Genomic DNA, 24,124 nt, shown 5'->3' on the forward strand with positions numbered 1-24,124 from the left:
TTTTCTACATTATTTCCCTTCCAAAACCAATACTGAGTAAGGCGGCAATGTTATTTCCAATTTTCCTTTTTTATTTTCGAATCCTTTAAAAACAACAGGAATAATTTTGTTCGGATTTTCAAAAGAGTTATAGTCTTGTAGTTTTGAAGCTGTAATAATACTTCCTGTAAAGTTTTTTACGCCCAGATCTTTTACATCAATTTCTATTTTGTTCTTATTTACAGCATCAATATTTACAAGAGAAATATGAACCAATCCGCCTTGATCTTTTGATGCAGAAGCTGAAACAGCAGGAATGGTTTCTCCATTAAAAGTATAAGATGGCGATTTAAAATCTATAGGAAGTAATTTTGCGTCTTGATGCACGCTGTACATTTTCATTACATGATAGGTTGGCGTTGTAATCATTTTGGCTTTGTCTGTTAAGATTACGGCCTGAAGCACATTAACGCATTGTGCTAGATTTGCCATACGAACACGATCTGCATGATTGTTGAAAATATTTAAAGTCGCACCCGCCAAAACTGCATCGCGCATGGTATTCTGCTGATATAAAAAACCAGGATTTGTCCCTTTTTGCACATCATACCAGCCTCCCCATTCATCTACAATCATAGCAACTTTTTTTTCTGGATCGTATTTATCCATAACAGCAGCATGTTTGGTCACTAATTCTTCCATTTTTAAGGCCGACTGCATAGTTAAAAAATACTCTTTTTCAGTAAAATCAACATCAGAGCCTTTTTTATCCCAATTGATTACAGCATAATGATGAACACCAACACCACCGAGCATACTTAACGGAATGTTTTTCATTAAAACTTCTGTCCAGTTGTAATCAGAACTGTTTGCTCCAGACGCAATTCTTGTAATTCCACCTGTATTTCCCCAATCAGACATAAAAGTGGCAAACTTTTTATATTCGTTTGCATAATAATCTGCCGTCATATTACCACCACAACCCCAAGCTTCATTCCCAATTCCCCAATATTTCACTTTCCAAGGTTCTGTTCTTCCGTTTTTTTTGCGCAAATCACTCATTGGACTTTTTCCTGCGAAATTTGTGTACTGAACCCAATCAGCCAATTCTTGAACGGTTCCACTTCCTACATTTCCAGACAAATAAGGTTCCGCGCCAAGCAATTCACACATATTCAAAAAGTCGTGCGTACCAAAACTATTGTCTTCTGTAACTCCTCCCCACCATTGGTTTACAATTGTCGGACGCTGTTCTTTTGGACCAATTCCGTCTTTCCAATGATACGTATCGGCAAAACACCCGCCTGGCCATCTCAAATTCGGAATTTTTAAATCTTTTAATGCTTTTATAATATCATTACGAACTCCTTTTGTATTTGGAATTTTAGAAGTGTCTCCAACAAAAAATCCACCATAAATACAGTGTCCCAAATGTTCTGCAAAATGACCGTAAATGTCCTTGCTAATAGTCGGTGAATCGCTATTATTTTTTATCGAAATTGTAGTAACCTGAGAAAATGCAAACTGATAAAACAGTGCCATCATCAAAAGGAAAAGTGGTTTTTTCATAATGTGGTTTTTAATAGTAAGTAAGGTTTTCTATAAGGAAATTTGTTTTTTTTAAGCTTAAAAAAAGATTCAAACAACAGTTAAGTGTGTTTTGAACATTTGTAAATGTAGTTAAAAAAATGACTAATAGTCAATTTAACCATAATTAAAAGCGTATTTCTGAAAAATTCCTTTAAAATAATTAGAAAGCAATATTTAGAAAATCTCTTATAATAAAAAACTTTGCACTAAATTTGGTCACTTCTAAGCCGAGCAAAATTTTATCCGCAATCCTCCATAATTACCAAACAAAAAATACTTATTTCATAACAAACCATAATTAAGTGTAAATCTTACATTAATAATTATGAAACCTTTTAAGAAGTTTATATATTTACCCATCCAAATTAATTATATATGCTAAATAGTTATAGCTCTGCTGATAAAGTTTTACTGGCGGTAGACTGCATCATTTTCGGATTCGACAATGATGGTCTTAAAATCCTTTTGATTCAAAGAGATTTTGAACCTGAAAAAGGAAAATGGTCCTTGATTGGAGGGTTCTTAAAGCGTGATGAAGTTTTAGATGCTGCCGCAACCAGAATCTTAAATACGTATACAGGGTTGAACGATATTTATATGGAGCAATTGCATGCTTATAGCGAAATTGATCGTGACCCAGTAGAAAGAACCATTTCGGTTTCTTATTTTGCTTTAATTAATATCGAAAACCACAATGCTGAATTGATTAAAAATTATCACGCTGAATGGTTCCCAATTAACGACGCTCCAAACTTAATTTTTGACCACAACGAAATGGTTCAAAATGCTATAAAGAGACTACGTTACAAAACTTCTGTAAAACCAATTGGTTTTGAATTGCTTCCTGAAAAATTCACCATGCGCCAGCTTTTAGAATTATACGAAGCTATTTTAAGCAAAGAATTGGACAAAAGAAATTTCATCAGCAAAATTAATTCGCTTGAGATTTTAAACAAACTTGACGAAAAAGACATGCAATCTTCTCGAAAAGGCTCTTATTTATATACCTTTAATAAGGAGAAATACGAAGAGAAACTGCAAAACAACTTTGCACTTAATTTATAAGAGTTTTATTTATTCTCTCGCAGATTTAATAGATTTGGCTGATCAATTATCAAAAAAATCGGCTAAATCTGCGGGGGAAATTTATAAAGAATTCCTCAATATAAGAGCAGATTTATTTTCGATCTGCTCTTTTATTCCTTTCAGAACCATATCGGCTAGAATTTTTCCCATCAATTCAAAATTGGTCGAAATCGTCGTGATTCCGTTTGCGGCAATTTTTTTCAGTGGAGTTTCATTATAAGATATAATTCCAAAATCTTCTCCCAATTTTAAGTTTCTGCCCATTGCATTTTCTATAACCAAAAGCAAATCTCGGTCATGAGGAATAATATATAAGTCTCCAAAAGCAATAGACTGGTTGCTGAAATCTGAGATAATTTCATAATCGAAACTATAGGCTTGGCAAAACGATTCAAAACCTAATTTCATTCCAGCAGGTTCTCTAAAACCAGGGAAAATCAGGATCAGTTTCTTGTATTTTGACAATCGGGATTTGCCTTTCATTAAGCCTTCGTAAATATCTTTTTGATGGTTTTGATAAATCGCTGGAAACATTTTTAGCTCCGAATTGGTCTGATCCAAGATAATTACGTCGCTTACTGGTAGGGTTTTTATAGAATTGACGATATCGTTTAAGTTCGTCGGCATGATGATATATTTTGTATAATTTCCGTTACTGTCATTTATCAGTTTTTTAAAAACCTGAACATTAAAATGATGAAAGAAAATATCGACCTGCACATTTTTGCCAATGTTTTTTAAAAACGAATTATAAATGTCTTCTTTGAAAATATTCAATTCGTCAAAAAGCAAAAAAATCTTCTGAGTTATAGTGATTTCAACGCTTTTAACATAATAACCTTTGCCTGGAATAGCGTAAATAATCCCTCTTTTCTTCAATTCATCGTACGCCAATAAGACCGTATCTCGAGATAAAGAAAAGGCAAGACAAACCTTATTGACAGATGGAAGACGATCGCCTTTAATTAAATTACCCTCTTCAATCGCTTTTTCGATTGAAAGAATTATCTGCTTATATTTTGGCAGACCAATATTATTTTGAATTGAAATCATGGTTATGATAAAGTCATTTTGACTATTATAATTAAAAACTGGTAGGTACTGGTATGCAAATATAGAAAATGTTTCTACTTTTGGATTTCATTTTTGGTAAAAATTATATGGAAATAAAACACATATCGCATTTAAAAGAGACTCACAATTGCAAATTGTTTGGTTTAATGCCCAATAAAGAAGAAATTTATTCATTTGATTTGGTTAATAAAAACGGAATGAAAGTTCAAGTCATCAATTATGGCGCAACGGTAACTTCAATCCAAATTCCAGTAAATGAAAAATTAATAGATGTTGTATTAGGGTTTGATAATTTAGAGTCCTATTTAGAATCCTACAATCTACCAAGTGCTCCTTATTTCGGAACAACGGTTGGCCGTTACGCAGGCCGTATTCATAATGCAACTTTCAGTCTTGACGATAAAAAGTTTCTGCTAGACGGAAACAATAACGGCAACACACTTCACGGAGGAGTAATGGGATTTGGAAGAAAAGCTTGGAGTGTTGTTCATGCAACTTCTGGCGAAAATCCATCAATTACTTTTGGTCTTTTAAGCGCACATTTAGACGAAAATTTCCCTGGCGAAATGACGGTTTATTTGACTTATACTTTGACTGAAGAAAATGAATTAAAACTAGAATATAAAGCAACATCTACCGAAGATACAGTTATCAATTTGACACATCACAGTTATTTTAACCTTGACGGACATGATGGAAATTTGTTGGAACAACAGATGTTTATCAAATCGGCTAAAATGCTGGAAACAAATTCAGATAATATTCCAACCGGAAATTATACCGATTTGACCAATCATGATTTTGATTTTAGAACGCCTAAAAGCTGTCCGTTTCCAATTGACAATTCTTTTGTGGTAAATTCTAAAACTGAAATCGTAGCGCAGTTAATCAGTTTGAAAAATAAATTGAGAATGAATGTTTACACCGATCAGCCAAGCGTACATATATATGTTGGCGGAAATTGTTTCGGAAAATTGAAGGGAAAAGAAAATGTAGATTACAATGCCCAAAGCGGTATTTGTTTTGAAACGCAGAATTTTCCAGATGCTCCAAATCAAAATCATTTTCCAAATGCTGTTTTGAGAAAAGGAGAAGAATACACGCAAAAAACGCTTTACAAATTTGAAACCTTAAACTAACTATACAATACCACAATTACGCAACTATAATGAATGATATTTTAATACAAAATACCGTTGCTTTTTTTGAGAAATCTTTTGGATCTTCTCCTCAGAAAACGGTACTTTCTCCAGGCAGAATTAACATTATTGGAGAACATATTGATTACAATGACGGTTATGTTTTACCTGCTGCAATTGACAAAGTGATTTGCTTTGCTTTTGAAAAAAACAACACTAAAACTTCCAAAATAATCGCTATCGATTTAAACGAAGAATTTGAAATCGATTTGACTCAGGAAGTAAAACTGAGCGATGTGGTTTGGACAAATTATATTCGTGGAGTAATTAAACAATTACAAGATAACGGATTTTCATTTGATGGTTTCAACTGTGTTTTCAGCAGTAATATTCCGGTTGGTTCTGGATTGTCTTCTTCTGCGGCTTTAGAATGCGGAATGCTTTTCGGAATTAAATCTCTTTTTGATTTAAAAATTGAGAAAAAAGATATTTCGTTATTAGGACAAAAAGCAGAACATTGGGTTGGTATCAACTGCGGAATTATGGACCAATTTTCAAGCGTTCACGGTCTTGAAAACAAAGTAATTCAGCTAGACTGCAACACTTTAGATTTTGAATATCATAATGCTGACTTTAAAGATTATTCTTTGGTTTTATTTGATTCTAATGTAAAGCATTCTCTTTTTGCATCAGAATACAATACCAGAAGAATCGAATGTGAAGAAGGTTTATCTATCATAAAAAACCATTTTCCAGAAGTAAAAACTTTTAGAAATGCTACAGAAGAGCAGGTTTTGAGTCTTAAAGACAAAATGACCGAAAAAGTATTCAGCAGAGTTCATTTTGTGGTAAAAGAAATTAACCGTGTTATCAAAGCATGCGAAGCTTTAGATCAAGGAAATATTGAGCAGTTAGGAGAATTACTTTTCGAAACACATTACGGATTATCTCAAGAATATGAAGTAAGCTGCGAAGAATTAGATATGCTTGTTGATACAGCAAAAGAAGACGATGCCATTATTGGTTCTCGACTTATGGGAGGCGGTTTTGGTGGCTGTACCATCAATTTAGTTAAAAAAGGGCATGAAAATGAGGTTAAGCGTAAATTTTCGAAGCTTTATTTAGATACATTTGGAATTGAATTAAAATTCTATGATGTAAAAATCTCAAACGGAACAACGCTACTTTAAAACCACACACAGTACAATGAAAAATTTTGACATTAACGAAGATCCGCACAGACGCTTCAATCCATTAATTAACGAATGGGTATTGGTTTCACCTCATCGTGCAAAACGCCCTTGGCAAGGACAAAATGAAACTATTTCTACAGAAGAACTTCCAAAATACGACCCAACTTGTTATTTGTGTCCAGGAAATGTTCGTGCCAACGGAATGAATAACCCACAATACGAAAGCAGTTTTGTTTTTGAAAATGATTTTGCTGCAATGAAGCAGGACGAAATTATTTTTGAAGACGATATTAAACATACCTTCTTTAAAGCAAAACCAGAGCAAGGAATTTCGAGAGTAGTATGTTTCTCACCAAGACACGATTTGACTCTTCCAGAAATGGAAATTGCCGATATTGAAAACATCATCAAAACCTGGCAGAAAGAATATACCGATTTAGGAAACATCAAATACATCAATCACGTTCAGATTTTTGAAAATAAAGGAAGTGTAATGGGCTGCAGCAATCCTCACCCGCACGGACAAATCTGGGCGCAGTCTTCATTACCGACTCAAGTTGAAAAAACACAAAACAGCTTAAAATCATATTACGATAAAAACGAAAGAACATTATTAGAAGATTACGTTAAAGCTGAATTGAAAGCTGGCGAACGTATCGTAATCGAGAATGATCACTTTGTCGCATTGGTTCCGTTTTGGGCAATCTGGCCATACGAAACGATGATTGTAAGCAAAAGAGCCGTAAACAAAATCACTAGTTTTACTGCCGAAGAAAGCACCGCTTTCGCGAAAATTTTAAAACAGTTAACAACGAAGTACGATAATTTATTCAATACTTCATTTCCATATTCATCAGGAATTCACCAATCGCCAACAGATGGCTTACTGCATCCAGAATGGCATTTCCACATGCATTTTTATCCGCCGTTGTTAAGATCTGCAACTGTAAAGAAATTTATGGTAGGATATGAAATGTTAGGAGAATCTCAACGTGATATTACACCCGAAAAAAGTGCCGAAATTTTAAGACAGCTTTCAGATGTACATTACAAAAGTCTGGTAAAAGCCCAATAACTTGTTTTTGAATAAAGCTTAAAACTAAAAAAATTTAACACAATTTCAATTGAATAAATGTAAAAAACACATTTACTCATGGCTTATTTCTAAATTTTTATTTTACATTTGGCTTCTGCTTTTTTTTCGCAAAAAAATAACAGAAATAAAACACATCTTGCATATTTAACAAGATTACACAACACAAAAACTGATTTAAAACCAAATAAACAAACAACCCTATAATAATTATTTAAAATACTACTAACAATGAACCAAAACCTCGCTTTCGCAGATTATGCGGTTTTTATTATTTATTTTATCGTAGTCTCGGTCTACGGTTACACCGTTTATCGCAAACGTAAACAAGACGAACAAGATGCTAAAGCTTACTTTTTGGCTGAAGGAAATTTAACTTGGTGGGCAATTGGAGCTTCTCTTATTGCTTCTAATATCTCTGCAGAACAATTCATCGGTATGAGTGGTGAAGGTTTCTTTTTAGGAATCGCTGTTGCTGCTTACGAATGGCTTGCCGCTATTGCCCTTATTATTGTGGCTGTGTGGTTTATCCCTGTATATCTTAAAAACAAGATCTACACGATGCCACAGTTCTTAAAAACACGTTACAACGAATCTACTGCTTTGATTATGGCTGTTTTCTGGCTGTTTTTATACGTTTTTGTAAACTTGACTTCTATTTTATATTTAGGAGCTGTTGCTATTAACGGTCTTGCTGGAGGTCAATACCTTCACGCAATTATGATTGGTTTGGCTGTTTTTGCTTTATTTATTTCTCTTGGAGGAATGAAAGTTGTGGCTTATACAGACGTTATTCAGGTTGCCGTTTTAATTATTGGAGGTTTGGTGACTTCTTATATTGCTCTAACAACTGTTGGACAGTATTTTGGAGTAGGCGAAAATGCAATCGCTGGTTTCAAAGTTTTAATGAAAGAAGCTCCTGAGCATTTCAAAATGATTATCCCAAAACCGACTGCTACATCTTCTCAGTTAGAAATCGATAAATATTTAACTTTCCCTGGATTGTTGTCTTACGCTGCTGGTATCTGGATCATCAACTTAAACTATTGGGGATGTAACCAATACATTACACAAAGAGCGCTTGGAGCAGATTTACAAACAGCTCGTACAGGAATCTTGTTTGCTGGTATGTTAAAATTATTAATGCCACTTATCGTAATGTTACCTGGTATTGCTGCTTATGTTTTATACACAAACGGGCATTTACCTCAATTGGTTGGAGGAAAAGATGGAGCTTACTCTGCTGTTTTAACATTCCTTCCAACTGGATTAAAAGGACTTTCTGTTGCCGCTTTAACTGCTGCAATCGTAGCATCTTTAGCTGGAAAAGTAAACAGTATTTCTACAATCTATACATTAGATATTCATAAAAAATACATTCAAAAAGAAGCTGGTGAAAAGCAACAGGTAAATATTGGTAGACTTGCCGTTTTTGCTGCAATGCTTTTAGCTGTTTTATTTACTTGGAATGACGTTTTAGGAATTGGTGGTGTTGGTGGATTTACCTATATCCAAAAATATACTGGATTCATCAGCCCTGGAGTTTTTGCTATGTTCTTCTTAGGTATGTTCTGGAAAAGAACTACTGGAACAGCGGCAATCGTGGGAGTAATTTTAGGATTCTTATTATCTGTTTTATTCAACGAATACGCTCCAGCTTTATTTGGAAACGATACACTTTTATACACAGCTTACAATAACGGAAAAGGAGCTTTTGAAATTCCGTTCCACATCTGTATGGGATTATCATTCTTATTTACAATGATTGCCATGATTCTAATAAGTTTCGCTGGACCAAAAGTAAACCCTAAAGCATTCGAGACAGAACCTGGAATGTTTAAAGTTAAACCGCAAACAACAGTCTTAATTGTAATTACATTATTGATTATTGTTGCGCTTTATGTTAAGTTCTGGTAATAAATTATCAGTTCTATTCTCTCTATTTTTACAGCTGTTGTTTGTCATGAACAACAGCTGTAAATTTTTTAAAGAAATCTAGTCAATAGAAAATATATGCATTAGATTTAAATGATTTTCATAATCCATTTGTCAGGCTGAGCGGAGTCGAAGCCCACGTCTAATTGGAACGCCCTTCGACTTCGCTCAGGGTGACAAACTAAAGCGAATCATTGTAATGCTTTTAATCTGTGGCAAAAAAACTGAATTTCAAATTATAATATATTAATATCATGCAGTTATCATTAACCAAAAAAATCATTATCGTTACGGGAGGCGCAAAGGGAATCGGTTTAGGAATCGTTAAGGTTCTGGCCGAAGAAAATGCCATTCCGTTTATCGTTGGACGTAACGAAAATGATAACATCAAAGCCGTAGAAGAATTAAAAGCCATTGGAAAAGAAGCGCATCAAGTTGCCGCCGATTTGACAAAACCTGAAGACTGCAAAAAAGCCGTTGAAGCCGTAATCGCAAAATTCGGCCGCATTGACGGATTAGTAAACAATGCTGGAGTTAATGATGGCGTTGGATTAGAAAACGGAAATTATGAAGATTTCGCCGCTTCGCTTCACAAAAATTTAGTGCATTATTATTTAATGGCGCAACATGCTCTTCCGTATTTGAAAGAATCGAAAGGAGCGATTGTAAACATCGGTTCTAAAACTGCCGAAACTGGTCAAGGTGGAACCTCAGCTTATGCCGCTTCAAACGGCGGAAGAAATGCTTTAACCAGAGAATGGGCGGTTGAATTATTAAAATACAGCATTCGTGTAAACGCCGTAATCGTGGCTGAATGTTACACACCACTTTATGAAACGTGGATCAATACTTTTGAAAATAAAGAAGAAAAATTGGCTGCAATCACTAAAAACATTCCGTTAGAAAACAGAATGACAACCGCAGAAGAAATTGCGAATATGGTTGTTTTCTTATTGTCTGAAAAATCAAGCCATACAACAGGACAGATTATTTATGTAGACGGCGGTTATACTCATTTAGATCGTTCTATATAATTTTTTTAGCCACGAATTCACGAATTATTTTTTGACAATCGTTGAGAATAAATTTATTAATTCGTGGCTTACTTTTTTATTTCACTCAGATTTCACAAATTTTTAAATCACCTTAATTTGTGAAATTGTTAGCTAGTTTTTTATTCAGATTTTCACAGCTTTTTTGAATTGTTTTAATTCGTGAATTCGTGGCTATTTCTTTTCAAACAGATTTGAATCCTCTTTAATCTTTAATCCCGATAGCTATCGGGAGTGGCAAAACTCACCTTCGCATTGTTTTTAAAATCGGAAGGCGTAATTCCTTTAACCTTTTTGAAGAGTTTATTAAAGTTTGACGCTGTTTTATAACCACATTCATACGCAATCTCAGACATGCTTTTATCGGTTTCTAATAACAATTTACAGGCATTCGAAATTCGGATTTCGTGCAGATAATCCACAAAATTTTTCTTTGTTTTAATTCTGAACATTCTACAGAAAGACGTTCTTGTCATATTTGCGACAGCGGCAATTTCTTCTAACGAAATATTCTTTTTATAATTTTTATTCACATATTGAAAAACCTCCGAAAGACGATCTACTTTTGAATCCTTCTGCATCAAAGAATAAATTTCGTCGTTAATATAAATCATATCCTGACTTTCAGAAAGGATAGACAAAATCTCAAAAAGTCCGACAATAACTTCGAAGTCTTTTTTAGAAACTAATTTTTCCAGTTTTTTCGCAATCTGTTTATTCGTTTTTCCGATAATCGAAATTCCCTTTCCAGCCTGAAAAAAAAGTTCGTTGATTTTTTGAGTTTCTTTTAATTCGTAAAAAGTCGGTCCAAAAATATCTTTATGAAAATACACGACAATCGAATTGGCTCTTAAATCTTCAATTCCTTGATAATATTTTTCGTCATTTAACCACACATGCGGAATATCAGAACCTAAAAAAACCATATCGCCAGGTGCAAAAGGCATTACCGAATTTCCAATAATTCGTTTGCCATAACTCTCTTTTACATACACCAACTCCAATTCGGGATGCGAATGAAAAGGCGCTTGAAAAAAAGGTTCAATACGATTCAGCACCGAAACTTTGGTGTTGAGATAAGACGCTATTTTGGTTTGTTCCAATTTCATACTGCAAAGATAATTAAAGATTAGATACGGATAATATTAGACTATTAACCAATGTGTAAAAAAGCTAATTTTATTTTTCGTTAACTGCCCGAATTCTATACAAAATCAAAGGATTAAATTGTTTTAAAACGAAAGCAGTGACATCAAAAAAAAGAAAAAAAACAACAACACAATGTTAGAGAATACAACAAAAAAACTGGTGGTAAAACTACATCCAGATGATAATGTATTGGTTGCCTTGACCGATCTTCAAAAAGGCGATTCGATTCATTTTGAAAGCGAAACTTACGTTTTACAAGACCTCATCAAAGCCAAACACAAATTCTACATGCAGGACATGAAGCAGGGAGAAGAAGTAAACATGTACGGTGTTTTGGTTGGAAAAGTGCAAAACGATGTGGCAAAAGGAAGTCTAATGACGACCGAAAACTTAAAACATGCTGCAGATCCTTATGCCTATAGAAATGCTTCTTACGAATGGAACGCACCTGATGTTTCAAAATTCGAAAACAGAACTTTCAAAGGTTACAAAAGAAAAGATGGACGCGTTGGAACAGCAAATTACTGGCTTTTTATTCCGACTGTATTTTGTGAAAACAGAAATCTTGATGTCATCAAAGAAGCTTTACACAAGCAATTGGGTTATGCTGTAACAGACAAATACAACCAATTTACACACGAATTACTAGAAGGTTATTTGAACGGAAATGATATTAACGATATCAATATTGAATTAAATCCGACACCAAAAAACAAACGTGTTTTTGAAAATGTAGACGGAATTAAATTCTTAAATCACCAAGGCGGCTGTGGCGGAACACGTCAGGATGCTTCTACTTTGAGCGCTTTATTGGCTTCTTATGCGAATCATCCAAACGTGGGCGGAATCACGCTTTTGAGTTTAGGATGCCAGCATTTACAAGTTCAGGATTTTGTAAATGATGTAAAAAGACAAAACCCTGATTTCGATAAACCGTTGTTTATTTTTGAACAGCAACAGACAGAAAGCGAAGAAGTTTTGATTACCAATGCCATCAAAAAAACGTTTGAAGGTTTAATCGAAATCAATAAATATGAAAGAACCGATGCTCCTTTAAGCGATTTATGTATTGGTGTAAAATGTGGTGGAAGTGATGGATTCAGTGGCGTTTCTGCAAATCCTGCTGTGGGTTATACTTCTGATTTAGTCGTAGCTTTAGGCGGAAAAATTCTTTTGGCTGAATTTCCAGAATTATGTGGTGCAGAGCAAAATTTAATCGACAGATGTATTACAGAAGATAAGGCGAAAAAATTCATAGATTTAATGGAATCTTATGATGAACTAGCGCATAAAGTGGGTTCAGGTTTCCACATGAATCCGTCACCGGGAAATATCAAAGACGGATTAATTACGGATGCCATCAAAAGTGCTGGAGCAGCAAAAAAAGGCGGAACTTCTCCCGTAGTTGATGTTTTAGATTATACCGAATTGGTTACAAAACCCGGTTTAAGTTTAGTTTGTACGCCAGGAAATGACGTTGAAGCAACGACTGGAAAAGCAGCTTCTGGGGCAACTTTAATTTTATTTACAACGGGATTAGGAACTCCGACAGGAAACCCTGTTTGCCCTGTAATTAAAGTAGCAACAAATTCGGTTTTGGCAACAAGAATGAAAGATATTATCGATATTGACTGTGGACCAATCATTAGTGGTGAAAAATCTATTGAGGAAATGGGCGAGGAAATTTTAGAATACTGCATCAAAGCAGCAAGCGGCGAAATTATTCCGAAAGCGGTTCAATTAAACCAAGACGATTTTATTCCGTGGAAACGCGGCGTATCTTTGTAAAAGACTATTAAAAACAACTCATAAAAATTTATATCAAATGTTTTCATTACAAAATAAAAAAGCAATTATCACTGGCGGTGGTAGCGGAATTGGAAGAGCGATTTCAGTTTTATTTGCTAAACAAGGAGCTGAAGTTCATATTTTAGAATTAACAGAAGAAAGTGCAAAAGAAACGGTTGAAGAAATCAAATCAAATGGAGGAACTGTTTTTGCTCACGCTTGTGATGTTTCGAACCACGAACAAGTAAATTCAACTTTTCAAAAAATCGGAAATATTAATATTCTGGTAAACAATGCTGGTATTGCTCACGTTGGAAAAGTAGACACCACTTCTGAATCTGATTTTGACCGCATCATGAATGTAAACGTAAAAGGAGTTTACAACTGTCTTCACGCTTCAATTCCGGCGTTAAGAAATTCTGGCGGAGGTGTAATTTTGAACTTAGCTTCAATTGCGTGCTGGGTTGGAATTCCAGATCGTTTTGCTTATTCTACGGCAAAAGGAGCTGTAATGGCAATGACTTTATCGGTTGCAAAAGATTATTTGAATGATAAAATCAGATGTAATTCTATTTCTCCTGCGAGAGTTCACACGCCTTTCGTAGACGGATTTATCGCTAAAAATTATCCTGGAAAAGAAGAAGAGATTTTCGAAAAACTATCACAATCACAACCAATCGGCCGTATGGGAAAACCAGAAGAAATTGCAACTTTAGCTTTATTCTTATGCAGCGACGAATCGTCTTTCATCACAGGTTCAGATTACCCAATTGATGGAGGATTCATCAAATTGAACAACTAAAAAAAGCAATAGCCACGAATTCACGAATTAAAAAGATTTAAAAACTTTGTGAAATCTGCGCGAATTAAAAATAACTGCGAATTTCACAAATTGTGATTTGTAAAAATTCGTGAATTCGTGACTAAAAAAACACACATTACTAAAAAAATTAAAATATGAAACTTATTAGATTTGGAGAAGAAGGAAAGGAAAAACCAGGAGTTTTACTAAATGAAAAAAGATATGATGTTTCGTCTATCGTTACAGATTACAACGAAGCTTTTTTTGAAAATGACGGTTTAGCAAAATTAGAAGAAGCTTTAAAAAATAATCCTGCATTACCAGAAGTTAGCGATTCAGTACGTTTAGGTTCGCCTGTTGCACGTCCTTCAAAAATTATCTGCATCGGATTAAATTATGTAGATCACTGTGAAGAAACTGGCGCAGCAATTCCAGAAGAACCAATTATTTTCTTTAAATCAACCACTTCTTTATGTGGGCCAAATGATAATTTGATTATCCCAAAAAATAGCGAAAAAACAGACTGGGAAGTGGAATTGGCTTTCGTTGTAGGTAAAAAAGCAAGCTATGTTTCTGAAGAAGATGCGCCAAACTACATCGCTGGATATTGCCTTTTGAATGATTACAGCGAAAGAGCATTCCAAATCGAGCGTGGCGGACAATGGGCAAAAGGAAAAGGTTCTGACACCTTCGCCCCTCTTGGACCAATTATGGCAACTCCGGACGAAATTGGTGATGTAAATAACTTAAAGATGTGGTTGACTGTAAACGGAAAAACGTTCCAAAACAGTAATACTTCAAACTTGATTTTTAAAATTCCATTTTTAGTACATTATTTAAGCCAATTCATGACATTACTTCCTGGCGACGTAATCAGTACAGGAACGCCTCCGGGAGTTGGATTAGGAATTAAACCAGATCCGATTTACATTAAAGCAGGTGACGTAATCGAATTAGGAATTGAAGGCTTAGGCACAAGTAAACAAACTGCTGTAGCTTACCAAGGATAAATTTAGATTATGGCAACTCAAAAATTCTATCTGGCTTTAGACTTAAAAGATGACACCAATTTAATTGCAGAATATAAAGAACTGCACGAAAATGTCTGGCCAGAAATTAAAAAAAGCATTCAAGATTCTGGAATTGAAGTTCTAGACATTTACTGCACAGGAAATAGACTTTTCATGATCATCGAAGGTGACGAAAATTTTTCTTTTGAGAAAAAAGATAAAGCCGATGCCGAAAATGAAAAAGTTCAGGAATGGGAAACTTTAATGTGGAAATTCCAGCAAGCTTTACCTTGGGCAAAGCCCGGACAAAAATGGATTTTAATGGATAAGATTTTTGGATTGTAATTTATAATATTCCGTTAGGAATATCTGGTTGGTAGAAAAAATATTGTCGTTTTGTATTATGTCCTGTAGGGACATCTGATTTACGGAAATAATATACACATCAATCAATCAAACGTTCCTACGGAACGTATTATCGTAATTCAAATTTAATTTCTACCGATGAGACATTCCTAACGGAATGAATCTAAAAAATGAAATGTTTTTCAATAAAAAAGCCCTGATTACTCAGGGCTTTGTTCTTTTTGCATATTTAGTAAATACGCCATATTAGCTATTACGTGATCATGTTTCTTGACAAACGAATTTTCTTCGTTCCAAACATAACCTGCTAAAACGGCACATATTTTCTCTTTTACTTCAGGATTTTCTGGCTGATGAAAAAACAACGTCTGAAGATTTCCTGTGTACCATTCTTGTACATAAGTCGTGAAAACAGCAATTCCGCGTTTCATGTATTGCGTAAATTCCACTTCCCAATCTACAGGAATTCCTTGTGATTCTTTTAAATATAATTTTGCCGCTAACATTCCAGATTCGGTTGCAAAAGCTACACCTGAAGAGAAAACTGGGTCCAAAAATTCTGAGCTGTTTCCTGTTAAGGCAAAACCATCTCCGTACATTCTTTTTACCGCTCTTGAGTAATTTTCTAATTTAACTGGCTCAAATAAAAACTCTGTTCCAGCAAATCTTTTAATATAATAATCCGATTTCTGAATGGCGTTTCTCAAAGCCTCTGCATTATCTTTATTTTCAGAAAGAGAATTGATAAAATCTGTCGGACCAACAACGCCTAAACTGGTGTTTCCGTTAGAAAACGGAATTACCCAAAGCCAAACTTGAGTTTCCAGAATGTCAAATGAAATTTGAGTTCCCTCAACACCTTCTTCTCTATTAATATCTTTAACATGCGTAAAAATCGAAGAATGCGGATCTAGTTTTGACGGAGTATCCAAATCTAAAAGTCTTGGCAAAACACGTCCATAACCACTAGAATCGATGATAAATTTAGCGTGAATTTCTTTTAGGTTTCCGTCTTTGTCTTTTACGATAGTTTTTGAATTTTTTCCTTCAAAAGAAACTTCCAAAACTTCAGTTTCAAATTCCAGATCAATTCCTTTTCTAACAATTTCCTGAGCCATTGTATTGTCAAAATCAGCTCTAGGAACTTGCCAAGTCCAATCCCAGCCTTCGCCAAATTTTACGCTAAAATCAAAATTGCAGATTTCTTCTCCTCTGATAAAACGAGCTCCTAATTTTTTCTCGAAGTTCATCGCATCTAGAGCGTCAAACAATTCTGCTTCAGCAAAATGATCCATTACACGTGGAATAAGGCTTTCGCCTACTACAAGTCTCGGAAACTTCGTTTTTTCTACAACCTTAACCTTTACGTTGTTTTTATAAAGATAAGATGCCGAAACACATCCAGATGGTCCTGCACCAATCACTAAAACATCAACAAACTCCTTTGTCATATTAGAATTATTATCATTAATTAACCTACATTTGCCATCATCAAAATAACTACATTTATTTTGATAAATAAAATTAAATTAGCGCAACCAAAATCGATTTAATGAATACAATAAATGAATATCTAAGTTTAGCAGAATTTGAAGCCATAATCTTTGGAAAAAGCAAAGTTGCCATAAGCGATGTGGTTTTAAATCGAGTAAACGAAAGTTTTAATTTCTTAAAAGAATTCTCAGGAAATAAAGTAATATATGGTGTAAATACAGGGTTTGGTCCAATGGCTCAATATAGAATTAAAGAGTCTGATCAAATTCAATTGCAATATAATTTAATTAGAAGTCACTCTTCTGGAACAGGAAAACCTTTAAATGCAGAGTGCGCAAAAGCAGCAATTTTAGCTCGATTAAATACACTTTCTTTAGGAAATTCAGGAGTTCATTCTTCTGTAATTCATTTAATGGCAGAATTAATCAATAGAGATATTACGCCTTTAATTTTTGAACACGGTGGTGTTGGTGCTAGTGGAGATTTAGTACAATTATCACATTTAGCTTTAGTCTTGATTGGCGAAGGCGAAGTTTTCTACAAAGGCGAAAGACGAGCAACTGCAGAAGTTTTCGAAATCGAAGGTTTAAAACCGATTCAGGTAGAAATTAGAGAAGGTTTGGCGTTAATCAATGGAACTTCTGTAATGACAGGAATTGGAGTTGTAAATGTTCATTATGCAAAAAAATTATTAGACTGGTCGTTAAAAGCTTCTTGTGCAATTAACGAATTAGTTCAAGCTTATGATGATCATTTCTCCGAAGAATTAAACCAAACCAAACGTCATAAAGGACAACAGGAAGTTGCGGAAAGAATGAGACAAAATCTTTCTGACAGTACTTTAATCCGTAAAAGAGAAGATCATTTATATTCTGGTGAAAACACCGAAGAAATCTTCAAAGAAAAAGTTCAGGAATATTATTCATTACGTTGTGTTCCTCAAATTTTAGGACCTGTTTTAGAGACTATAAATAATGTAGCTTCTATTCTAGAAGACGAATTTAACTCGGCAAACGACAACCCAATTATAGACGTAAAAAACAAACACGTTTACCACGGCGGAAATTTCCACGGAGATTATATTTCGCTTGAAATGGATAAACTGAAAATCGTTATTACAAAATTAACGATGCTAGCAGAACGTCAATTGAATTATTTATTGAATTCAAAAATCAACGAGATTCTTCCGCCATTTGTAAACTTAGGAACATTAGGTTTTAATTTCGGAATGCAGGGTGTTCAATTCGTTGCAACTTCAACAACTGCCGAAAACCAAATGTTGTCTAACCCAATGTATGTGCATAGTATTCCAAACAACAACGATAATCAAGATATTGTAAGTATGGGAACAAATGCGGCAGTGATTACATCAAAAGTTATTGAAAACTCATTTGAAGTTTTAGCGATCGAATTGATCACAATTGTTCAGGCAATTGATTATTTGAAACAAAAAGATCAGATTTCGTCTACGACTAAAAAATGGTACGACGATATCAGAAATATAATTCCAGAATTTAAGGAAGATCAAGTAATGTATCCTTTTGTTCAAAAAGTAAAAGATTATTTGATCAACAGTTAGAGATTGAAATACCACATATGCCCCCAAAGAGTTTTAGTTTTTTAATCATTAAACATTGAATTTTTAAAATCATGAAAAAGACACTTATTTTTTTGCTGCTGGCAAGTATTCAATTTGTTAATAGTCAAGAACTGGCATTAGTTAAGAAGAGCTCCAAAATTGGATACCTTTCTAAAGACGGATCTTTTAAAATCGAACCTCAATACAAATCTGCCAGAAGTTTCTCTGAAGGATTGGCTGCTGTAGAAAATGGCGGAAAATGGGGATTTATTGATGCCAAAGGAACTTGGGTAATTCCAGCCGATTTCAAAGATGCAAAAGACTTTAATAACGGAATTGCAGTTGTACAAAAAGACAAAGACTGGGTTTACATTAATACAAAAGGAGAAATCCAAAAAGGGCCAACTACTGACAAAGTATTTGATTTTAATGATGGAGTTGCTTTCTTCAGACAAAACAATAAAGTGGGATTAATCAACAACAAAATGACTGTTGTTTTAGAACCAAAATACGATCAGATCAAACCTTTTGAAAATGGTTACGCGAGAGTGGAACTGAACAAAAACTGGGGAATTATTGATACTAACGGAAAAGAATTGGTTGAACCAGTTTATGCCGAAGTTGGAAATTATTTTAAAGGAACAACTTGGGCAAGAAAAGACAAAACTTTCGGATTGGTAAGTGGCGGAAAATTTATTCCTGTTGACGGAGCTGAAAAAATCTGGGATTTTGAAACTCAAGATTTAACTTTTGCCAAAAAGAACGGAAAAATCGGATACATCGATTTAAAAGGAAATTGGGCAATTCTTCCTATTTATGATAAGGGAAAAGCGTTCTCAAAAAATTTAGCTCCAGTTCTAGTTGGAAAAAAATGGGGATTCATTAATCCAGAGGGGAAATTTGTGATTGAACCAACTTACAACGATGCGGAAGTTTTTAGCACAAACGGTTTAGCTCCAGTAAAAGAAAGCAATTGGGGATTCATAAATGAATCTGGAAAACTGGTAATTCCAACTCAATATGGAATCACTACGAATGCCATCATTGCAATGTTTTTACAACAAGACAAAGGATTTATTGGCGGTGTTGCCCGAGTAAAAAACGAAGGAAAATGGGGATTTCTAAAACCAGACGGAACAGTTTTGGCCAACCAATGGTTTGAAAATGCTGAACTGTTTTCTAAAAGTGCAGAAAAACCTCAGCCAGCTGCAGCTCCTGCCGAAAAACCAAAAGAGGAAACCAAAGCGCCAACTGCAAAAAAACCAGCTGCAAAACCAGCACCGAAAAAAAAGAAATAATATTTATTCCCAAATAAATTAGACATTTGCATAAATGAAATCGCATACAATAAAGCGGTTTCATTTATGGCGAATAAAAAATAAACCCTACATCAATGAAGTGTGTATTAGTAACAGGCGGTTCGAGAGGAATTGGAAGTGCGATTTGTAAAAAACTGGCCGTAGAATCCGATTATCATATTCTGATTAATTATCATTCGAATAAAACAGCTGCCGAAGAAACATTACAAGAAGTACAAAAATTAGGCGCAACAGGAGAAATTTTAGGTTTTGATGTTTCTAATTTTGAAAACGTACAAAATGTTTTAACTGCTTGGCAGGAAGCAAATCCTGAAAAATTGGTTGAGGCAATTGTAAACAATGCCGGAATCACAAAAGATGGCCTTTTTATGTGGATGACACCAGAAGACTGGAACGGCGTTATGAATACTAGCGTAAACGGTTTCTTTAATGTGACGCAGTTTTTCATTCAAAAAATGTTACGCAATAAATACGGCCGAATCGTAAATATGGTTTCGGTTTCTGGAGTAAAAGGAACTGCAGGGCAAACCAATTATTCAGCTGCAAAAGGTGCAATTGTAGCGGCAACTAAAGCTTTGGCTCAAGAAGTTGCAAAACGAAACATTACTGTAAATGCGGTTGCTCCAGGTTTCATTAGAACCGATATGACAAGTCAGCTCGACGAAAAAGAATTACTAAAACTTATTCCGGTTAACCGTTTTGGAGAAGCCGAAGAAGTAGCAGATTTGGTAAGCTTTTTGATTTCTAAAAAAGCAAGCTATATTACAGGAGAAATTATCAATATTAACGGCGGAATATATTCTTAAAGAATACTATGTTTGCGAGATTATTTTAAGGATTTTTAAACATAGAAAATTACACTTTAAGGATAAAAAATTACTTTTGAAAGACGATGAATAGACGAGTTGTAATTACTGGAATGGGAATTTATTCTTGTATCGGAACTTCTTTAGACGAAGTAAAAAATTCGTTATACGAAGGAAAATCTGGTATTCAGTTTGATTCTGAACGTAAAGAATTTGGTTTCCAGTCGGCCTTAACAGGGATGGTTCCGAAAGCCGATCTTAAAAATTTATTGACGCGAAGACAACGTATGAGCATCGGTGAAGAAACCGAGTATGCTTATATGGCAACTATAGAAGCATTAAAAAATGCTAACATTGATGATGCCTTTTTTGACAAACACGAAGTAGGCATTATGTACGGAAACGACTCTGTTTCTAAAGCAATCATTGATGCAACAGATATTGTACGCGAGAAAAAAGACACTGCACTTATTGGTTCTGGTGCTATTTTTAAGTCGATGAATTCTACGGTGACGATGAATCTTTCTACAATTTTTAAACTTCGCGGCATCAATCTTACCGTTAGTGCGGCTTGTGCCAGCGGATCTCACTCTATTGGTTTGGCTTATTTTTTAATTAAAAGTGGTTTCCAAGATATTGTAATTACTGGCGGCGCTCAGGAAATTAATAAATATGCCATGAGCAGTTTTGACGGATTAGGTGTTTTTTCTAACAGAGAAGGCGATCCGACAAAAGCGTCAAGACCTTTTGATATTGGTCGCGACGGATTAATTCCGAGTGGTGGTGGCGCAACTTTAATTTTAGAAAGTTACGAATCTGCTATTGCACGCGGAGCCAATATTATCGCTGAAATTGGCGGTTACGGATTTTCATCAAACGGCGGGCATATCTCAACACCAAACGTAGAAGGACCTGCAACAGCTATGAAACGTGCACTTGACGATGCAAAATTAGAAGCATCAGATATTGAATATATAAATGCTCATGCAACCTCAACACCTGTTGGAGATGCTAATGAAGCCAAAGCTATTTTTGAAGTTTTTGGAGAAAAAAATCCTCCAGTAAGTTCTACAAAATCAATGACTGGCCACGAATGCTGGATGGCAGGAGCCAGCGAAATCATTTATTCTATCTTAATGATGCAGCACGATTTTATCGCGCCAAACATCAATTTGGAAACCCCAGATGAAGATGCGTCAAAATTAAATTTAGTTAAAACTACGTTAAACAAAAAATTTGACATATTTTTGTCCAATTCTTTCGGTTTCGGAGGAACCAACTCTGCGTTGGTGGTTAAAAAGTTTAAATTGAACAATGAATAAAGAAGAGATTATAGCAAAAATTAATGGTTTTTTAGTTGATGAATTTGAAGTTGATAGTGATGACATTGAACCAAATGCTAATTTAAAAGATACACTTGGGTTAGACAGTCTGGATTATGTTGATTTAGTCGTTTCAATAGAGGCAAACTTTGGTGTAAAACTAGTGGAAGCAGATTTTGTTGGAATTTCTGATTTTCAAAGTTTTTATGACTTAATCGAAACTAAAATCAAAGCCAAATCAGCTTAAATGAGTCAATGGGATGGTAAATCCAAAGGAACTGTATTAGGTTATAAAATATTCGTTTTTTTAATTCAAAAAGCGGGTGTCAAAGCTGCTTATGTCTTACTTTATTTTGTTGCTTCTTATTATTTTTTATTTTTAAGAAAAAGCAACAAAGCCATTTTCTATTATTTTAAAGAAAGACTTCAATACTCCTATTTCAAATCCAAAAAAATGGTTTTCAAAAGTTACTATACTTTTGGACAGACTATTATTGACAAAGTTTCTATTTCGGCAGGAATGCGAAACAAATTTACTTACGAATTTGACGGAATAGAAACCCTCAAAAAATTACTTGCCGAGAAAAAAGGCGGTGTTTTAATCAGCGCTCATGTTGGAAACTTCGAAATTGCCGAACATTTTTTGGGAGATATTGATCTTAATTTCCAAATCAATCTTGTTACAACAGATTTAGAACATTCTGCCATTAAGAATTATCTAGAAAGCGTTTCTCAAAAACCAACTGTAAAATTCATCATCATCAAAGAAGATCTCTCTCATATATTTGAGATCAATGCGGCTTTGGCCAATAACGAATTAATCTGCTTTACAGGCGATCGTTATTTTGAAGGAACCAAATCGCTTTCTGAAAACCTTTTGGGCAAAGAAGCCAATTTTCCTGCAGGTCCGTTTTTAATTGCTTCAAGATTAAAAGTTCCTGTAGTTTTTGTTTATGTAATGAAAGAGCCAAATCTTCATTATCATTTGTACGCAAGAGAAGCCGAAGTTAAACATCGAGACGAAAAAGCGCTTTTGAAAGAATATGTAAAAAGTGTAGAAAGCATCTTGAATCGTTATCCATTACAATGGTTCAATTATTTTGATTTTTGGAACCATATAAAATCTTAGTTTTTTTACTGCAATTTTTTTTTCGCCACAAATTCACGAATTTTCGCTAATTATTTAGAACGAAATTTTAGCTGTGAATTTCACCAATTTCCATTAATCTATTTTTTGTAAAATCATAACTTTTGCACGAATGATAATTCGTGAAATAAACGCCATTCATAATTTAAACAAAATCATTGATAACAGCTGTATTTTGAATAATTCGTGAATTCGTGGCTAATAAAAAAACCTTGGTCAAAATAAGAAAATTCGTTTAAATAAATTTACTTATTTTTGCTGACCACCAAAGCCAAAAAACCTAAATGAAAAATGTTCTCGTAATTTATTATACTCAATCTGGACAGTTGGAATCTATTGCAAAAAATATTGCAAAACCATTCCTAAATTCAGACGAAATAAATCTTACTTTTCACGAAATACAATTAGAAAAACCTTTTCCTTTTCCTTGGAACAAAGAGTCGTTTTTTGATGCCTTTCCAGAGTCGTTTTTACAGATTCCGACCGCATTAAAACCTGTTCCTGAAGAAATTTTAAACACAAAGTTTGACTTAATATTATTTCATTATCAGGTTTGGTATTTATCACCTTCTATTCCGATTAATTCATTTTTGAAAAGTGAAGATGCCAAGAAAATTTTAAACAATACACCTGTTATTACCATTAGCGGATCTAGAAATATGTGGATCATGGCTCAGGAAAAAATCAAAGTTTTGCTGCGAAAAGCCAATGCCAATTTAGTTGGAAACATAGCTTTGGTAGACCGCGTTGGAAATTTAATTAGTGTAATTACGATTGTAGAATGGATGTTCTCTGGAGTTAAGAAAAAATATTTAGGTATTTTTCCGCTTCCTGGAGTTTCAGAAAAAGACATACAAGAATCTAGTCAGTTTGGAGAAATCATGCTTGATTCTTTACAGCAAAATAATTTAGCCCAATTACAGCCGAAATTAGTCGATGCTGGAGCTGTAAAAATAAGTTCATATCTGGTAACGGTTGACAAAACGGCCAATAAAATTTTTAATAAATGGTCAAATATCATTTATAAAAACCAAAAAAACCGAAAACAGCTGCTTAAAGTATTTAATGTTTATTTATTCCTTGCGATATGGTTAATCTCACCAATAGTGTATATATTGCACCTTATTACCTATCCGCTTAAGTTAAAATCTATAAAAAAGGAAACTCAATATTATCAGGGAGTTTAGAAGACGAAATTTAA

General features: G+C 34.3%; 21 protein-coding genes. 17 read left to right on the forward strand and 4 right to left on the reverse strand.

Annotated features, from left to right (window positions below; genetic code table 11):
* Positions 1 to 9: 9 nt before the first annotated feature.
* Positions 10 to 1,548, reverse strand: a complete 1,539-nt coding sequence (locus LPB248_RS10755; protein ID WP_177211432.1) for an alpha-N-arabinofuranosidase — start codon at positions 1,546 to 1,548, stop codon at positions 10 to 12.
* Positions 1,549 to 1,944: 396 nt separating this feature from the next.
* On the opposite strand from LPB248_RS10755, the gene LPB248_RS10760 reads away from it, so the two are divergent.
* A complete protein-coding gene (locus tag LPB248_RS10760) occupies positions 1,945 to 2,634 on the forward strand; it encodes an NUDIX hydrolase (RefSeq protein WP_177211433.1) in 690 nt (229 codons plus the stop codon).
* 81 nt (positions 2,635 to 2,715) lie between these two features.
* Here LPB248_RS10760 and LPB248_RS10765 read toward each other — a convergent pair whose 3' ends face one another.
* Entirely contained in the window at positions 2,716 to 3,714 is a 999-nt protein-coding gene (locus LPB248_RS10765; RefSeq protein ID WP_177212538.1) for a GntR family transcriptional regulator, read from the reverse strand.
* 101 nt (positions 3,715 to 3,815) lie between these two features.
* Here LPB248_RS10765 and LPB248_RS10770 point away from each other — a divergent pair, with 101 nt between their 5' ends.
* From LPB248_RS10770 to LPB248_RS10790, 5 genes are all read left to right on the forward strand, one after another.
* On the forward strand, positions 3,816 to 4,868 hold the full coding sequence (locus tag LPB248_RS10770) for an aldose epimerase family protein (RefSeq protein WP_177211434.1): 1,053 nt from the start codon (positions 3,816 to 3,818) through the stop codon (positions 4,866 to 4,868).
* Positions 4,869 to 4,897: 29 nt separating this feature from the next.
* Complete coding sequence (gene galK / locus LPB248_RS10775) at positions 4,898 to 6,058, forward strand: galactokinase (RefSeq protein ID WP_177211435.1); 1,161 nt, start codon at positions 4,898 to 4,900, stop codon at positions 6,056 to 6,058.
* A gap of 16 nt (positions 6,059 to 6,074) precedes the next feature.
* On the forward strand, positions 6,075 to 7,136 hold the full coding sequence (locus tag LPB248_RS10780) for a UDP-glucose--hexose-1-phosphate uridylyltransferase (protein WP_177211436.1): 1,062 nt from the start codon (positions 6,075 to 6,077) through the stop codon (positions 7,134 to 7,136).
* A gap of 249 nt (positions 7,137 to 7,385) precedes the next feature.
* On the forward strand, positions 7,386 to 9,071 hold the full coding sequence (locus LPB248_RS10785; protein WP_177211437.1) for a sodium/sugar symporter: 1,686 nt from the start codon (positions 7,386 to 7,388) through the stop codon (positions 9,069 to 9,071).
* A gap of 272 nt (positions 9,072 to 9,343) precedes the next feature.
* On the forward strand, positions 9,344 to 10,123 hold the full coding sequence (locus LPB248_RS10790) for an SDR family oxidoreductase (RefSeq protein WP_177211438.1): 780 nt from the start codon (positions 9,344 to 9,346) through the stop codon (positions 10,121 to 10,123).
* Between the two features lie 230 nt (positions 10,124 to 10,353).
* On the opposite strand, the gene LPB248_RS10795 is transcribed toward LPB248_RS10790, so the two are convergent.
* Complete coding sequence (locus tag LPB248_RS10795; protein WP_177211439.1) at positions 10,354 to 11,250, reverse strand: AraC family transcriptional regulator; 897 nt, start codon at positions 11,248 to 11,250, stop codon at positions 10,354 to 10,356.
* A 172-nt stretch (positions 11,251 to 11,422) separates the two neighbouring features.
* Here LPB248_RS10795 and LPB248_RS10800 point away from each other — a divergent pair, with 172 nt between their 5' ends.
* The 4 genes from LPB248_RS10800 (at position 11,423) to LPB248_RS10815 (ending at position 15,235) form a co-directional block, all read left to right on the forward strand.
* Positions 11,423 to 13,078, forward strand: coding sequence for a UxaA family hydrolase (locus tag LPB248_RS10800; protein WP_177211440.1), 1,656 nt, complete (start codon positions 11,423 to 11,425; stop codon positions 13,076 to 13,078).
* 37 nt (positions 13,079 to 13,115) lie between these two features.
* A complete protein-coding gene (locus LPB248_RS10805; protein ID WP_177211441.1) occupies positions 13,116 to 13,880 on the forward strand; it encodes an SDR family NAD(P)-dependent oxidoreductase in 765 nt (254 codons plus the stop codon).
* Between the two features lie 155 nt (positions 13,881 to 14,035).
* A complete protein-coding gene (locus LPB248_RS10810) occupies positions 14,036 to 14,890 on the forward strand; it encodes a fumarylacetoacetate hydrolase family protein (protein WP_177211442.1) in 855 nt (284 codons plus the stop codon).
* A gap of 9 nt (positions 14,891 to 14,899) precedes the next feature.
* The gene (locus tag LPB248_RS10815) at positions 14,900 to 15,235 is read left to right on the forward strand and encodes an L-rhamnose mutarotase (protein WP_177211443.1); all 336 of its coding nucleotides are present in this window, start codon (positions 14,900 to 14,902) and stop codon (positions 15,233 to 15,235) included.
* Between the two features lie 221 nt (positions 15,236 to 15,456).
* Here LPB248_RS10815 and LPB248_RS10820 read toward each other — a convergent pair whose 3' ends face one another.
* A complete protein-coding gene (locus LPB248_RS10820; protein ID WP_177211444.1) occupies positions 15,457 to 16,707 on the reverse strand; it encodes an NAD(P)/FAD-dependent oxidoreductase in 1,251 nt (416 codons plus the stop codon).
* 101 nt (positions 16,708 to 16,808) lie between these two features.
* Here LPB248_RS10820 and hutH point away from each other — a divergent pair, with 101 nt between their 5' ends.
* From hutH to LPB248_RS10855, 7 genes are all read left to right on the forward strand, one after another.
* Positions 16,809 to 18,329 (forward strand): histidine ammonia-lyase, encoded by a 1,521-nt coding sequence (hutH, locus tag LPB248_RS10825; protein WP_177211445.1) that lies wholly within the window; start codon positions 16,809 to 16,811, stop codon positions 18,327 to 18,329.
* Between the two features lie 71 nt (positions 18,330 to 18,400).
* Positions 18,401 to 19,627 carry a WG repeat-containing protein gene (locus tag LPB248_RS10830; protein WP_177211446.1) on the forward strand — a complete coding sequence of 409 codons (1,227 nt, stop codon included), beginning with the start codon at positions 18,401 to 18,403 and terminating at the stop codon, positions 19,625 to 19,627.
* A gap of 95 nt (positions 19,628 to 19,722) precedes the next feature.
* Positions 19,723 to 20,454 (forward strand): 3-oxoacyl-ACP reductase FabG, encoded by a 732-nt coding sequence (fabG, locus tag LPB248_RS10835; RefSeq protein WP_111378968.1) that lies wholly within the window; start codon positions 19,723 to 19,725, stop codon positions 20,452 to 20,454.
* Positions 20,455 to 20,540: 86 nt separating this feature from the next.
* Positions 20,541 to 21,776 (forward strand): beta-ketoacyl-[acyl-carrier-protein] synthase family protein, encoded by a 1,236-nt coding sequence (locus LPB248_RS10840; protein WP_177211447.1) that lies wholly within the window; start codon positions 20,541 to 20,543, stop codon positions 21,774 to 21,776.
* Positions 21,769 to 22,023 (forward strand): acyl carrier protein, encoded by a 255-nt coding sequence (locus LPB248_RS10845; protein WP_177211448.1) that lies wholly within the window; start codon positions 21,769 to 21,771, stop codon positions 22,021 to 22,023. The genes LPB248_RS10840 and LPB248_RS10845 overlap by 8 nt, the downstream gene beginning before the upstream one ends.
* Entirely contained in the window at positions 22,024 to 22,905 is an 882-nt protein-coding gene (locus tag LPB248_RS10850; RefSeq protein WP_177211449.1) for a lipid A biosynthesis acyltransferase, read from the forward strand.
* Positions 22,906 to 23,207: 302 nt separating this feature from the next.
* Positions 23,208 to 24,110, forward strand: a complete 903-nt coding sequence (locus LPB248_RS10855) for a dialkylrecorsinol condensing enzyme DarA (protein ID WP_177211450.1) — start codon at positions 23,208 to 23,210, stop codon at positions 24,108 to 24,110.
* Positions 24,111 to 24,124 lie beyond the last annotated feature (14 nt).

The sequence above is a fragment of the Flavobacterium sp. LPB0248 genome (assembly GCF_013388355.1).
Lineage (GTDB): Bacteria > Bacteroidota > Bacteroidia > Flavobacteriales > Flavobacteriaceae > Flavobacterium.

Bases quoted from the DNA above. Each gene is read 5' to 3' on its own strand.
- LPB248_RS10845 (WP_177211448.1), top strand. From the start codon at position 21,769: ATGAATAAAGAAGAGATTATAGCAAAAATTAATGGTTTTTTAGTTGAT.
- LPB248_RS10800 (WP_177211440.1), top strand. From the start codon at position 11,423: ATGTTAGAGAATACAACAAAAAAACTGGTGGTAAAACTACATCCAGAT.
- hutH (WP_177211445.1), top strand. From the start codon at position 16,809: ATGAATACAATAAATGAATATCTAAGTTTAGCAGAATTTGAAGCCATA.
- LPB248_RS10850 (WP_177211449.1), top strand. From the start codon at position 22,024: ATGAGTCAATGGGATGGTAAATCCAAAGGAACTGTATTAGGTTATAAA.
- LPB248_RS10790 (WP_177211438.1), top strand. From the start codon at position 9,344: ATGCAGTTATCATTAACCAAAAAAATCATTATCGTTACGGGAGGCGCA.
- fabG (WP_111378968.1), top strand. From the start codon at position 19,723: ATGAAGTGTGTATTAGTAACAGGCGGTTCGAGAGGAATTGGAAGTGCG.
- LPB248_RS10770 (WP_177211434.1), top strand. From the start codon at position 3,816: ATGGAAATAAAACACATATCGCATTTAAAAGAGACTCACAATTGCAAA.
- LPB248_RS10755 (WP_177211432.1), bottom strand. From the start codon at position 1,548: ATGAAAAAACCACTTTTCCTTTTGATGATGGCACTGTTTTATCAGTTT.
- LPB248_RS10810 (WP_177211442.1), top strand. From the start codon at position 14,036: ATGAAACTTATTAGATTTGGAGAAGAAGGAAAGGAAAAACCAGGAGTT.
- LPB248_RS10795 (WP_177211439.1), bottom strand. From the start codon at position 11,250: ATGAAATTGGAACAAACCAAAATAGCGTCTTATCTCAACACCAAAGTT.
- LPB248_RS10760 (WP_177211433.1), top strand. From the start codon at position 1,945: ATGCTAAATAGTTATAGCTCTGCTGATAAAGTTTTACTGGCGGTAGAC.
- LPB248_RS10855 (WP_177211450.1), top strand. From the start codon at position 23,208: ATGAAAAATGTTCTCGTAATTTATTATACTCAATCTGGACAGTTGGAA.
- LPB248_RS10785 (WP_177211437.1), top strand. From the start codon at position 7,386: ATGAACCAAAACCTCGCTTTCGCAGATTATGCGGTTTTTATTATTTAT.
- LPB248_RS10805 (WP_177211441.1), top strand. From the start codon at position 13,116: ATGTTTTCATTACAAAATAAAAAAGCAATTATCACTGGCGGTGGTAGC.
- LPB248_RS10820 (WP_177211444.1), bottom strand. From the start codon at position 16,707: ATGACAAAGGAGTTTGTTGATGTTTTAGTGATTGGTGCAGGACCATCT.
- LPB248_RS10840 (WP_177211447.1), top strand. From the start codon at position 20,541: ATGAATAGACGAGTTGTAATTACTGGAATGGGAATTTATTCTTGTATC.
- LPB248_RS10815 (WP_177211443.1), top strand. From the start codon at position 14,900: ATGGCAACTCAAAAATTCTATCTGGCTTTAGACTTAAAAGATGACACC.
- galK (WP_177211435.1), top strand. From the start codon at position 4,898: ATGAATGATATTTTAATACAAAATACCGTTGCTTTTTTTGAGAAATCT.
- LPB248_RS10780 (WP_177211436.1), top strand. From the start codon at position 6,075: ATGAAAAATTTTGACATTAACGAAGATCCGCACAGACGCTTCAATCCA.
- LPB248_RS10830 (WP_177211446.1), top strand. From the start codon at position 18,401: ATGAAAAAGACACTTATTTTTTTGCTGCTGGCAAGTATTCAATTTGTT.